At 64.5% G+C, this 12,525-nt stretch carries 11 protein-coding genes; 1 reads left to right on the plus strand and 10 read right to left on the minus strand.

What is annotated here, in order from left to right:
* Window positions 1-6: 6 nt before the first annotated feature.
* From ACN0X7_RS06640 to ACN0X7_RS06675, 8 genes are all read right to left on the minus strand, one after another.
* Window positions 7-1,314 (minus strand): TRAP transporter large permease, encoded by a 1,308-nt coding sequence (locus tag ACN0X7_RS06640; RefSeq protein ID WP_417515381.1) that lies wholly within the window; start codon window positions 1,312-1,314, stop codon window positions 7-9.
* Window positions 1,311-1,841: a TRAP transporter small permease gene (locus tag ACN0X7_RS06645; protein WP_417515383.1), complete on the minus strand. Its 531-nt coding sequence runs from the start codon at window positions 1,839-1,841 to the stop codon at window positions 1,311-1,313. The genes ACN0X7_RS06640 and ACN0X7_RS06645 overlap by 4 nt, the downstream gene beginning before the upstream one ends.
* A gap of 99 nt (window positions 1,842-1,940) precedes the next feature.
* On the minus strand, window positions 1,941-3,074 hold the full coding sequence (locus tag ACN0X7_RS06650) for a C4-dicarboxylate TRAP transporter substrate-binding protein (protein WP_417515385.1): 1,134 nt from the start codon (window positions 3,072-3,074) through the stop codon (window positions 1,941-1,943).
* A gap of 76 nt (window positions 3,075-3,150) precedes the next feature.
* On the minus strand, window positions 3,151-4,689 hold the full coding sequence (locus tag ACN0X7_RS06655; protein WP_417515387.1) for an acyl-CoA carboxylase subunit beta: 1,539 nt from the start codon (window positions 4,687-4,689) through the stop codon (window positions 3,151-3,153).
* Window positions 4,690-4,717: 28 nt separating this feature from the next.
* Window positions 4,718-6,355 carry an AMP-binding protein gene (locus ACN0X7_RS06660; RefSeq protein WP_417515389.1) on the minus strand — a complete coding sequence of 546 codons (1,638 nt, stop codon included), beginning with the start codon at window positions 6,353-6,355 and terminating at the stop codon, window positions 4,718-4,720.
* A 76-nt stretch (window positions 6,356-6,431) separates the two neighbouring features.
* Window positions 6,432-7,997, minus strand: a complete 1,566-nt coding sequence (locus tag ACN0X7_RS06665) for an acyl-CoA carboxylase subunit beta (protein ID WP_417515391.1) — start codon at window positions 7,995-7,997, stop codon at window positions 6,432-6,434.
* 2 nt (window positions 7,998-7,999) lie between these two features.
* Entirely contained in the window at window positions 8,000-8,212 is a 213-nt protein-coding gene (locus ACN0X7_RS06670) for an acetyl-CoA carboxylase biotin carboxyl carrier protein subunit (protein WP_417515393.1), read from the minus strand.
* Window positions 8,213-8,255: 43 nt separating this feature from the next.
* Entirely contained in the window at window positions 8,256-8,894 is a 639-nt protein-coding gene (locus tag ACN0X7_RS06675) for a TetR/AcrR family transcriptional regulator (protein ID WP_417515395.1), read from the minus strand.
* Between the two features lie 255 nt (window positions 8,895-9,149).
* Between ACN0X7_RS06675 and ACN0X7_RS06680 the strand changes: the two genes are divergently transcribed.
* Window positions 9,150-10,352: a CaiB/BaiF CoA transferase family protein gene (locus ACN0X7_RS06680; protein ID WP_417515397.1), complete on the plus strand. Its 1,203-nt coding sequence runs from the start codon at window positions 9,150-9,152 to the stop codon at window positions 10,350-10,352.
* Between the two features lie 4 nt (window positions 10,353-10,356).
* Here the strand turns inward: ACN0X7_RS06680 and ACN0X7_RS06685 are convergent, their stop codons facing one another.
* Both ACN0X7_RS06685 and ACN0X7_RS06690 read right to left on the minus strand, forming a co-directional pair.
* A complete protein-coding gene (locus ACN0X7_RS06685; RefSeq protein ID WP_417515399.1) occupies window positions 10,357-11,430 on the minus strand; it encodes a DUF1513 domain-containing protein in 1,074 nt (357 codons plus the stop codon).
* Window positions 11,431-11,432: 2 nt separating this feature from the next.
* Complete coding sequence (locus ACN0X7_RS06690; protein ID WP_417515401.1) at window positions 11,433-12,524, minus strand: imelysin family protein; 1,092 nt, start codon at window positions 12,522-12,524, stop codon at window positions 11,433-11,435.
* Window position 12,525: the final 1 nt, after the last annotated feature.

Consider the following 12,525-nt stretch of genomic DNA (forward strand, 5'->3'; position numbering starts at 1 on the left):
CCGACATCAGTAGAGCAGTTCCGGCAATGCCAGCGTGATTTCCGGGAACCCGATCAGCAGCGCCAGCGTGATCAGGTCAGCCACCACGAACCAGAGAATCCCCTTGAAGATGACCTCTGTCTTGATGGCATCGCCGACGATCCCCTTAATGACAAAGACATTCAGACCCACCGGCGGTGTGATCAGTCCGATCTCCAGGTACTTCACGATCAGGATACCGAACCAGATCAGGTTGATGTCCAGCGATTCCACAACAGGCAGGAAGATCGGCAGGGTCAGCAGCATGATGCCCAGCGGATCCAGGAACATGCCCAGCACCAGATAGACGACGGAAATGCCGAGGATCAGGGCAATCTGGCTGATCCCTTCCGCCAGAACCATTTCGGCGAGGAAATCCGACACGCCGGCGAAGGCCAGGAAACGGGTCAGCAGGTTGGCACCGATGGCGATGATGAAGATCGCGGCCGTGCTCTGCATCGCCTCGGCGGTGGCATCGCGCAGCCGGGGCCAGTTCAGATCGCCCTTCAGAAAGGCGATCACGATGGAGAGCGCCGCGCCGACAGCGCCGGCTTCGGTGGGCGTGAAGACGCCGCCGAACAGGCCACCGAAGACGCCGATCACCAGCAGGATGACCGGCCAGGTGTCATAGAAGGCGGTGAACCGGTCGCGCCATGACACCTCTTCATGCACCGAGGGGGCGAGCGTCGGTGTGATCTTCACCCGCACATAGATCATTAGCACGAACATCAGCGCGGTCAGCACACCGGGCAGAAACCCGCCCACGAACAGCTTGCCGATCGGCACCTCGGCGAAGATGCCGAAGATCAGCAGCAGGATGCTGGGCGGGATCAGCGATCCGATGGTCCCGGCGGCCGCGACCGATCCGGCGGCCAGCCCCTTGTCGTACTTGGCCTTCATCATCTCGGGCACGGCGATGCGGCCCATGGCAGCGGCGCAGGCGACCGATGATCCTGTCACCGCAGAGAACCCGGCGGCACCCCCGACGGACGCGATGGCCAGGCCGCCCGGCAGGGCCGATAACCAGAGCCGGGCAAGCCTGAACAGCCCTTCGGTCAGGTTGGCGTGATAGCAGACGTACCCCATCAGCAGGAACATGGGCACGGAACTCAGCGTCCAGTGCGCGACAAGTTCATAGGGCACTGCGGTGACGATGCCGAGCATCGGCTTCAGTCCCAGCAGGATGTAGATGCCGACGAGTGAAACACTGCCTAGCGCAATGCCAACGGGCACGCGCCCGAGCAGCAGCAGGATGAGGACCGCGATCCCGGCCCCGCCGATCTGGAGGTCGGTCATCGGCTGCCATCCAGTTCGATGGTTTCACTGCCCTCGTGCACCAGACGCTCCGCACCGCGCAGCACCATGACGGCTTTCCAGAAGAGGATGATGGCGAGCAGGCCGCAGCCCAGCGGCACGAAGAACCGGGTCTGCCATATCTCCAGCGGAACCGTGCCGTAGAGATATTCACCGATCTCGTACTTATTCACGGCATCATGCCAGGTCCGCGCGGTCAGAATGGCGAAATAGATGACGCCGAGCAGCGAGACAATGGCGACAAGCATGCGCCGGATGCGGGGTTTCAGATACTGGGAGATGATCTCGACGGAGATGTGTCCGTTGCGCAGTTCGACCGCGGCCAGCGGAAAGAACACAACGGCGACCATGTAATAGTGAGCGGTCATCTCGATGGTGACGGGCAACGGCATGCCCAGCAGCCACTTCCCGGCCACATCCAGCGTGACATGCAGCAGCATTGCGAACATACCCACCATGCCGATCAGCCCGAATATGCGGGCCAGCATGCGTAACAGTTTCTCGATCATCGTGATGCCCCTCTCCAGCCGGCGCGCGTCCGGGCGGACAGAACCTCTGCTGCCCACCCGAACGGCCGGTTTCGTGGCTGTCAGTGACAGCCGATCCGACTACATGCCGTACTTGGATACGTCGATCTTCGAGATGACGTCGGCCTTGAAGCGCGCCTTCATCGCTTCGACATCGCCGCCGACCTCCTCGTGAATCCTCGTCCACTTGTCGACCAGTTCGCTCATCTTCTCGATCAGCGGCTCGGGATTGGCGACACCGCGGGTCTCCTTGCCCTTGGTGACCAGACCGGCCTTTTCGCTGGCGACATAGTCGGCACGGATCGCCTTGAAGGCATCGGAGATCTTCTGCACGCGGATGCCCTTGGCTTCGCTCTCCTCAAGCGCCTGCTGATCCGTCCTGACGTAACCGGCAGCAATGCCGAAATTGGCATCCGATGCGGCTTCCAGAATGATGCGGCGCTGATCGTCGGTCAGATCGGCCCAGCTGGACGGGTTGAACGCGAACGTGTTGATCGCACGGTAGGCCCCGACGTCGACCAGCAGGACGTCCTTGGTCATGTCCCAGAGGCCATAGGTCTTCAGCGACGCGGCCACGTGGAACGACGCATCGACAACGCCACGGCTCATGGCTTCATACTGTTCCGATGACGGCACATTGACCGGCGTCGCGCCGACCGCATTCACGAAATTGTCCCAGGCCGCACCCGCCGAGCGGATCTTCAAGCCTTTGATGTCTTCCGGGCTGTCGATCATCCTGGTGGACATGATGACCATCGGCGGCACGGCGTAGGTGCCGGTGTAGACGTTGCCGCGTGCCTTGTATTCGGCCAGACAGGGCGCGCACGCTGTCATGATCAGTTCGGTGGTCGCCGCGGTCACGATGACGGCGTCGGTGCCGATGGCGGCCATGTCGTTGATGAAGGCGGAATGCGCAAACTCGGCCGGATGATAGCCGGTGATCACATAGCCCAGATCGACGACACCATCGCGGATGCCTTCGGACGCCGCCTTCGGACCCAGCAGCGAACCGCCCAGGAACAGCTTGACGGTGACCTCACCGTTGGTCTGTTCCTCGACCTGTTTGGCAAACGGCTCCCAGCCGTCGGCAACCGTATTGTTCTTCGGCGGCAGATGGACACTCGCCTTCAGTTCCTTGGCGGCGGCACCGCCGACGGATCCGGCCACCAGACCGGCACCCAGCGCGAGTGCAGCGAGTTGTTTCATGTAGCTCATCAGTTTTCTCCCCAGTCTTCGAAAATGCCCCCGGAACCTCCTCCGTCCCGGAAACGTGGTTGCCCAAGTCCGATCGTCAGATCGGCTCGATCGTCCGCTTCTTGGTCGTGCGCTCAGGCGGTCGCGGAAAGGTGCCAAGCGTGCGGATCAGGATGCCGCGCGTGTCCGCCGGATCGATGACATCATCGAAACCGAAGCGTTCGCCGACGCGCAGCGATGTGTTGTAGGCCTTCAGGTCGTCGGTATAGGCGCGGTGCGCTGCCGCGCGTTCCGCCGTATCCTCGATGGCGGCCAGTTCGCGCTGGAAGATGATGCTCGCCGCACCCTCCAGGCCCATGCCGCCGAACTCGGCGGTCGGCCAGGCCAGCAGGATCGCCGGTGTCAACGGGCGCGATCCCATGATGTAGTAGCCAAGCCCGTAGGCCTTGCGCAGCACCAGCGTCATCAGCGGCACGGTCGCATTGGCAAGTGCCGACAGCAGCCGGGCACTGCGACGGACGAGGCAGGCCGCCTCCATGTCCGGTCCGACCATCAGACCGGGCGTGTCGCACATCAGCAGTATCGGGATGTCGTAGGCGTCGCAAATCTGGACGAAGCGGGCCGCCTTCTCGCAAGCGGGGCCATCCATGGCACCGGCCAGGAACATCGGCTGATTGGCGATCACGCCAACCGTCTGGCCGCCCATCCGGGTCAGCGCGGTGACCATCGCACGGCCATAGGCCGGTTTCAGCTCCAGCATGCTGTCGCCGTCGGCCAGCCCCTCGATCACCTTCCGCACGTCGTAGGCGCGGCGCGGGTTCTCGGGCACGAGATCCCGTAGCTTCACCTGATCGGGAGCGTCGACGGGTTCGACAGGGCCGCTGAAGAACGAGAGATATTTCTTCGCCAGCGCGCAGGCTTCGGCATCATCCTCGGCCAGCAGATCAATCGCGCCGGACTTGTAGTGAACCTCCGCCGGGCCGATCTCCTCAGGCGTCAGCTTCACGCCCAGCGCCGCCTCGACCAGCGGCGGTCCGGCCATCCCCATGGACGCATTCTTCGTGGCAATGGCCACGTCGCACAGGCCTGCCAGATTGGCATGGCCCGCAAAGGCGCGTCCGGGCACGATGCCGATGGTCGGCGCCAGCCCGGACAACCGGGCGAACGTCACGAACGTCGGCGAGCCGAGCCGGTTGGGCACAAACATGTCGTGGGGCCGCGCGCCCCCGCCATCCAGCCAGCAGATGACCGGCAGCCGGTGCTGCTCGGCATATTCGAACATCCGGCTGATCTTTGAATGGTTCACCGCGCTCTGGGTGCCCGCGTAGACCGTGTAGTCATAGGCCACCATCGCGACCGGGCGGCCTTCGACCGTGCCCGTTCCCATCACCAGCCCGTCCGCGGCACCGGTCATGCCCTCGGTTGCCGGCTTCGCCAGTCCGCCATATTCAACCAGGCTGCCTTCATCCAGCATGCCGGCGATGCCTTCGCGCGCCGTCCAGCGGCCGCGTGCGTGCTGTTTCTCGACCGCGACCTGGCGCGACTCATCCAGCGTCGCACGGCGCGCATCCAGAATCTGCTGCAGCGCTTCGCGGATCTCGCCCGACTCTCCGGGCATTGCATCGGATCGACTCATTGTTTCAGGTCCCATTTTCTGTTGCCCATCACGATGCGCTGCCGATCTTCTCGCGCCGGATCTTCACACCCGCCGCCTCCCGGTCCCACGTATCCGCGGTCGTGCCCTCGCCCCGCAGCAGATGCTTCTGCACCTTCTGCGTCGGGGTCTTCGGCAGATCGTCCATCACACGGATGAAACGCGGGATCATGAAATGCGCCATGCGCGGCTGCAGGAATGCCAGCAACTCCGCAGGATCGATGGTCCGGCCTGGGACCGGCGCGACCACGACCAGCAGTTCGTCCTCGCTGAATTCACTCGGCACACCCAGTGCCGCGCTCTCGCGCACGTCCGGGTGGGCGTTGACCTCGTTCTCGACCTCGAACGAGGAAATGTTCTCGCCACGGCGGCGGATGGCATCCTTCGCGCGATCGACGAAGTAGAAGGTGCCGTCGGCATCCTTGCGGAACAGGTCTCCGGTATGGAACCAGCCGTTGCGCCAGGCTTTCGCGGTCGCTTCCGGATTGTTGTTGTAGCCGTGATTGAGGCCCCACGGACGCTCATCCCGCACGATCATCTCGCCGATCTCGCCGACCGGGACCTCGCAGTCGTTGGCATCGACCAGCCGCACTTCCGCGCCGGGGCGGACAGTGCCGCAGGATCCGACCTTCTTCGGGTTCTTCTCGGACATCAGCTGGCAACTGATCTCGGTCATGTTGAAGGTGGTGTAGATGTCCAGCCCGAAGCGGCTGGTAAAGGCGGTCACATCCTCGGACAGGGGCACCATGAACACGGTGCGCAGCGGATGATCGCGGTCGCCCGGCCCCGCCGGTGCCTTCATCAGAAACGGCGTCATCGCACCCAGCAGCGTGACACACGTCGAGCCGGACTCGCGCACCGTGTCCCAGAAGGTATCCGTCTTGAAGGAGTCCACCAGCGCGATGGACCCGCCCTTGGCGAGCATGCCGTATGTGTTGCCCGTCCCGCCCGCGTGGAACAGCGGCAGGTTGATCAGCCGCCGGTCGGTGTGATCCAGCATGTCCCGCGAGCTGGTCGACATGGTGAACAGGTGCAGATAGGACGACAGCACACCCTTCGACGGTCCTGTCGTGCCCGATGTGTAGATGATCGATTGCAGATCCCAGGGATCGACCGGCCGGTCCAGCGGTGCCGGTTCGTCGCCCGGCCTGCCGAGCGCTTCGATCCCCAGAACCGGCAGCCGGTCGAAATCCGTATCCCCCTCGACGACGATCAGCTTCTCAAGCTGCGCCGTGTCGATGTCGGCCAGGCGGTCGGCCAGATCGGCGTGCACGATCATCAGCCGCGCGTCGGAGTTTCGCACGACATGTTCCAGCAGGCTGCCGCGATAAGCCGTGTTGATGGGTACATAGGCCGCGCCGATGTAGTTGATCCCGAACCAGCAGCGCAGCATCAGCGGCCCGTTCGGCAGCCAGACCAGCACCCGGTCGTCGCGCCCGATCCCGGTGTTCTGCAGGCCTGCGCCGGTGCGGGCCGCCTCGGCGCGCATGGTCGCGTAATCCCACGTGTCGCCGCCCTCGAACCAGACGAACGGACGGTCGGGCGTCTCCGACGCCAGCCGGTCCAGGATGTGGCGGAGCACGCACCGGTCGCGGGGCGGAATCCGGGGATCCGCAAACTCGGTCGCTTCGACAGTCGCATCGTTCATGGCGTCCTCCCCTTCCTGTGTTCCCTGGCCGGACCAGCACCTCCCCGCGCGGACCGGCGATCTCTCTTCCGTCAGCTCATATCGGCGAAATCGACCTGACCTTCGGCGGCAGATGGTTCTCCCGGCGCGCGGGTGCGCGGTCCAGGATCTCGATCAGCCGCTGGCGGGTATCCTGCGGGGCGACGATGTCGTCCACCCCGAACCCTTCGGCACCGCGCAGCGCACTGACGCGCGACCGCATCTCGGCGATCAGTTCCCGACGCCGGGCGTCTGGATCATCGGCCTGTTCGATCTGCTTGCGATAGGCGACGTTGGCCGCGCCCTCCAGCGACATGGCGCAGATCTCGGACGTCGGCCAGGCGAGGCATGCATCGGCGTCGAAACTGCGACCGCCGCACATCGCTATGTAGCCGAGGCCATATCCCTTGCGCAGCACGACCGAGATCCGCGGCACGGTCGCGTGTCCCAGTTCATAGATCATGCGCGCGCTGCGTCGCCCGAGCTGCGACTTCTCCGCCGACGACCCGATTGAAAAACCGGGCACGTCGATCAGGTACACCAGCGGCAGACCGTAGGCATCGCAGATGGCCACGAAGTGCGAGATCTTCTCGCAGGCGGGCGATGTCAGCATACCGCCCAGCTGCATCGGCTGATTGGCGATCACCCCTGCCGGACGACCGTTCAGGCGAACGAATGCGGTGACAGCGTTCTTCGCGTAGGTCGGCTTGATCTCGAACACGCTGCCCGTGTCGGCGAAACCCCTGATCACGCGCCGGACATCGTAGGCCTTGCGTGTATCCGCCGGAACCAGCCCTTCCAGCTTCGATTGATCCCCGGCCTCGACAGTGTTCGCCACGGGCGGGCGCTGCTGCGCATTGTCGGGCAGATAGGACAGATAGGAACGGACGGCATCCAGCGCTTCGGTCTCGCTGTCGACGCCCAGGTCCGCCAGGCCGTGCCTGTCCACCTGCGCCGCCGCGCCGCCCAGGGACTGGATGTCGATCTCCTCGCCTGTCCCGGCCTTGACCAGCGCCGGCCCTGCCAGCCCCATGCAGGATTGATCGCGCACCATGACGACGAAGTCAGACATGCCGGCGTAGTTCGTCGGACCGGCAAATCCGGCCCCCAGCATGGCCGAGACGACCGGCACCCAGCCGGAAATCCGCGCCATGTTGTGAAACATCGGCGATCCGTTGGCGAAGTGCCGGGAATCCTGTCCGTCCTGAATGCGATGACCGCCGCCATCCAGCAGGAAGATCATCGGGCACCCCTCGCGGATCGCCCCCTCCACCGCGCGGCGCATCTTGGCGCTGCCCAGAATACCGCTGCTGCCGCCATGAACGGTGAAGTCCTGCGCGGCAATCATGACGGGCCGGCCGTCGATCCGGGCCGTGCCCGTCACCACGCCGTCAGCCGGGCGCGAGGCGCGATCGCCGCCATCGTCACAGACCAGCCCGCCGACTTCGCGGAAACTGTTGTCATCGGTCAGGTAGCTGACGCGCTCGCGCGCCGTCATCGCGGCTCGCTTGTGCTGCCTCTCGACAGCATCGGGACGGGCATCGTCCAGCAGGGCCCGCCGCGCCTCGGCAATTTCATCTGGCGCGATGACCGACGGGTCAGAGCTCATTTGCGATCCGGACAAGATCAGGCCTCCAGCCGGACCACGACCTGGTCCTCCTGAACGCTGTCGGCTTCGGCGACCAGAATCTCGGCGATCCGGCCGGCCGCCGGTGCGACCACGGGAATCTCCATCTTCATGGATTCCAGAATCAGGATTTCGTCGTCTTCCTCGACCGCATCGCCGACGGCGGCGACAACCTTCCAGACCTTGCCTGCGATTTCAGATTTCACGTCCATTTCTTCCTCCCCAGCGGTGCGCGCCTACCCGCGCACCGGAAACTCAGGCGGCCCGATCAGCCGCCACTGACAATGTCTGCCGGAACATCAGGATCAGATCCTTCTCGACCTGGCCGAGATCCGTGCTTCCGCCGTTCACCAGCGCCTGAATGATGACCCCGCGCACGGCGCCGAGAATGATCGTGGCGAAACGATCCGCATCGATGCCTGCCCGCAGTTCACCGGCCTCCCGCGCCTCCAGCAGGTGCCTGCGAAACCCCTGACGATAGCTTTCCCCCAGCGCAGTCATGCGCGGTTTCAGATCAGATGCCGCCCCCATGGATTCGACATAGAGCTGATAGACGGCGATCGCCGCCGGTGAACTGTCCCTCGCGCCGGCCAGATGCGCTCCGATCCGCACGAACAGCGCCTCCAGTCCGGTTCTGTCGCCCAGCTCGCGTTCCAGACGCCGTTGAAACCAGGCTTCGCTGGTATCGATCACCGCTTCGAGAAGGCCCAGTTTGGTGCCGAAGCGTGCCACGGGAAGTCCGCGACTGTATCCGGCATCGACACCGATCTTCGCCAGGCTGCACCCCGCCGACCCGTGCTCGGCGATCAGGTCCAGCGCCGCACTGATCATGCGGCTGTCCGACTCCGCGCGTCGTTCCACCTGCGTCCGGCTCTGCGCAGCATTCTGAAGCATGGTTCACTTAGTTACTAGTTGACTAGCAACTAAATACCCGCCGGTGGATGCTTGCGCAACGACTGTTTTTTCCGATGGGGCGTTTTCCGCCATCACCCGCAGCCCTGCGGTCAAGCGCACAGGCCTATGACATGTTGGGACTGGACGGTGGTGGCGACTTTGCTAGAACGGAGCCGCTTTCCGGAAGGGAAGCTTTGTTCCGATGACAGGTCTGGGATCTGCACCGGGAAACGACAGTACGCAGAGGAACCGCCGATGAGCACCGAACCCCGCGCCTTCGAAGGCATCAATGTTCTCGACTTCTCGCAGGGGGTGGCGGGGCCGCACTCGACGATGCTGCTGGCGCAGCACGGCGCGAACGTGATCAAGATCGAACCGCCCGAGGGCGACTGGGGACGCGGTCTCGGGGCCACCTACGGCGATCAGTGCGCGCACTCCATCGCCTTCAACCGGGGCAAGCGATCACTCGCCATGGACATGAAACAGCCCGACGCACAGGCCGTTGCGCGCCGGATCGCGGAAAAGGCGGATGTGATCGTCGAGGCCTTCCGGCCCGGCGTCATGGCGAAGTTCGGCCTGTCGTATGCGCAGGTGAAGGAATTCAATCCGGACGTGATCTATCTGTCCGTGACCGGGTTCGGCCAGTCGGGACCGAATTCGAAGCTGCCGGTGACCGATGCCGTGATCCAGGCCTATTCCGGCCTGATGACCGTCAACCGCGACAAGGACGGCCTGCCCCAGCGCCTGAACATGATTCCGATCGACGTGACCACCGGCCTGTATGCGTTCCAGTCCATCTCGACGGCGCTGATGCGCAAGTTCCGCTATGGCACCGGCTGCTACATCGACAACAACCTGATGCAGTGCGCCGCCGCGTTCCAGGCTGCCAAGATCATGGAGTTCTATCTGGAAAAGGGTGAAAGCCAGCCGCTGTATGTGCCCGTCGGCACCATGCAGACGACGGATGGTTTCATCAACATCACGGCCATGCGCGAGGCCCACTACCAGAGTCTCTGTGACGTGATGGGCAAACCGGAATGGAAGGACGATCCGCGCTTCAATTCCCGCGAAAAGCGCCTGGAGAACGAACGGATCCTGATGCCGATGATCCGGGAAGTCTTTGCCACCCGTTCCACCGATGCCTGGGCCACGGCGCTGACCGAGGCCGGTGTCATGAACGCGCCGGTCCAGACCTATGCCGACATGATGGGGCATGCCCACACCAAGGCCGTGGACGCCGTGGCCTATCTGGAGCACACCGAAACGGGCACGGTCCCCATGCCACACATTCCTGGCCAGGTGCGGATCGAGGGTGCCGACCGGTTCACGCACGCGCCCGGTCTGGGTGAGCATTCCGACGAGATCCTGTCCGAATGGGGCTATTCGCAGGCCGACATCGACAACATGAAGTCCAACGGTGCTGTGAGATATCCCGGACTGGCGGCGGCGGCAGAATAGGCGGTCAGACGGCCTGCAGCGGCACCAGATGATTGTCCCAGGCACCCGCCGACTGCCCCGTCATCTGCCCGTCGATCCAGCACCGTCCCTGCCCGTCCGAGAACAGGAACCCGTCATCTGACGGGGCAATACCGCAGACGTCCCGGATCTGCCACGTCTGGCGCGCGCGACGGTCGGCCACCGACCAGATCTGGGCGACATCCCCGCGCGGGCTGGTGATCGCGACCTCGCGCCGGTTACGGCTCGTCGCTATGGATCCGATATAGCCGTTGAGAGCCGGGTCAGCCGAGCCGGGAATCACCGAGAGCGCTTCGCCCGGTCGATAGACCCCCATCAGCGGACGCCCGATGCCGTCACCGCTCTGGTCCTGACAGGCGTACCAGACGTCCGGCCCGACGCGCACCAGATGCCGGATCGAGAGCATCCGGTGTGCCTCGTCTGGCCGAGCCAGATCCAGAAGCTCGCCGGTTCCGAGACGGATCGTCACCAGAGACGGTTCCATCGTCGGCAGGTTCAGTTTCTTGCGGGGCCAGTCGGGATGGGTTTCGATGCCGCCGTTGGCGACGATTGCCGTGCCGGGCGCGGGACCGGCGACGATCTCGTGCGGGCCGATGCCCGAGGTCTGCCATTCACCGATCCTGCGAAAGCCACGCCCGCTGTCATAAATGCCCAGCACACCGCGTGCTGCGTCAAAATCATTCTCGGTCGCGTACAGCAGACCGGTATCCGGATCGAAGATGCCATGTCCGTAGAAGTGACGGCCCGCCGGCGGCGCAAACCGGATCGGGGCCCGCTCGCCGCGAAGGTCGAATGCAACCGCGAACCAGCCGGGGCGCCGGGCGAACAGCACCGCCCATCTGTCCGGAAGCACGGCACCCGAATGACCGCGTGCCGGCAGGGATACAGACTGTCGAATCCGGCCAGCCTGATCCAGAACAGCGGCCTCATACCCCTCAGGCGTGCTGATCGCGCCCATGAAAAGCGGTGTTCCGGCATCCGGGGGCGTCTCGACCCCCGCGCAACCCGCGAGTGCCACCGCGCCAAGGCCTGCCAGAAACTGCCGCCTGTCTGTCGCCACTGTCAGTCTCCATCGAGTGCGTTGAAACCCGCGATCAGCCCGAAGGCACCGGGCAGGCTTTCCGAGAGGACGTCCAACGCACCGCCCAGAGGAATGACAGCATATTCCAGCAGTTCACGCGCCTGCGCCAGCTCATATGCGGATCCCTGTCCGTCGGCGATATGGCGGGCTCTCACGATGGCATCCCGTGCGCTTCCCAGTTCGATCAGCAGCGAACCGATCAACACATCCGCCGCCCGATTGTCCGAGCGCGTCTCGTCATCCGATTTCAGCGACGCAAACAGGGCGATAAGCCCCTCGATATTGGCAATCACCGAAGGCAGGTCGTTTCCCGAACGCCAAAGCGGCGCACGCTTCGGTCGTGCCCTCTCGATGGACTCGCCGAGCGGTCTCGCGAGCTTTCCGTCAATGACGAGTTGCAGTTGCTCCCGACCGGCGTCCAGCAGCGTGCGCAGCACCTCTGCCTGCGATCTGTAGACGGCGTTGTCGCCGGCTGGAGCCGCCATGCGCGCGCGATGACCGTCCGGCGCAATCCAGTCCGCCTGCAGCGCCCCCGCGACATTCACGACATTGGCTGCGATCGCCAGCGCATAGCGGCATCGCAACGGATCCCCCGCGCGGCCGAGTTGCCCGGCACCCTCACCGAACAGGACGTATTCCAGGGCAGGCAATCCCTGCACGGCCACGCTCTTCTCGTAGAGGGATGCGCCGGACAAAGCCCCGGCGTCTGCCGCCTTCAACAGGGCCTGAACCTGCTTCAGCCCCCGCCCGCGCCGGTCGGGCCAGAAGAACAGGCGCTCGGCCCGGAAATCCGTTCGCGCCGGACCGAAACGGATGAACTCGATCCGGCTGAACGCCGCGACCAGCCCGTCGAAGTCCGCCCGCGCGCGCTCCAGCGTGTCTGTGCCGGGCATTGCGCAGAGTGCCTCGACGGACTGCTGCTGGTTCGACGCGGCTTCGATCAGGACCGCATGACCGGGCAGGATGACCTGATCGACTGCAGTCAGGGAGCGGCCTTGCTCGCCGCCCGAAGCTGCGAATGCCGGAGGAACAGTCAGCAGGGCAAGGCACAGGGCGATCCATCGAACGCACATG

Origin of the sequence: Minwuia sp. (assembly GCF_048263705.1) — a bacterium.
Classification (GTDB): Bacteria; Pseudomonadota; Alphaproteobacteria; order Minwuiales; family Minwuiaceae; genus Minwuia.

What these genes read in the sequence shown, in the direction of transcription:
- ACN0X7_RS06640 (WP_417515381.1), bottom strand. Translation starts at nt 1,314, where the DNA reads ATGACCGACCTCCAGATCGGCGGGGCCGGGATCGCGGTCCTCATCCTG.
- ACN0X7_RS06645 (WP_417515383.1), bottom strand. Translation starts at nt 1,841, where the DNA reads ATGATCGAGAAACTGTTACGCATGCTGGCCCGCATATTCGGGCTGATC.
- ACN0X7_RS06650 (WP_417515385.1), bottom strand. Translation starts at nt 3,074, where the DNA reads ATGAGCTACATGAAACAACTCGCTGCACTCGCGCTGGGTGCCGGTCTG.
- ACN0X7_RS06655 (WP_417515387.1), bottom strand. Translation starts at nt 4,689, where the DNA reads ATGAGTCGATCCGATGCAATGCCCGGAGAGTCGGGCGAGATCCGCGAA.
- ACN0X7_RS06660 (WP_417515389.1), bottom strand. Translation starts at nt 6,355, where the DNA reads ATGAACGATGCGACTGTCGAAGCGACCGAGTTTGCGGATCCCCGGATT.
- ACN0X7_RS06670 (WP_417515393.1), bottom strand. Translation starts at nt 8,212, where the DNA reads ATGGACGTGAAATCTGAAATCGCAGGCAAGGTCTGGAAGGTTGTCGCC.
- ACN0X7_RS06675 (WP_417515395.1), bottom strand. Translation starts at nt 8,894, where the DNA reads ATGCTTCAGAATGCTGCGCAGAGCCGGACGCAGGTGGAACGACGCGCG.
- ACN0X7_RS06680 (WP_417515397.1), top strand. Translation starts at nt 9,150, where the DNA reads ATGAGCACCGAACCCCGCGCCTTCGAAGGCATCAATGTTCTCGACTTC.
- ACN0X7_RS06690 (WP_417515401.1), bottom strand. Translation starts at nt 12,524, where the DNA reads ATGTGCGTTCGATGGATCGCCCTGTGCCTTGCCCTGCTGACTGTTCCT.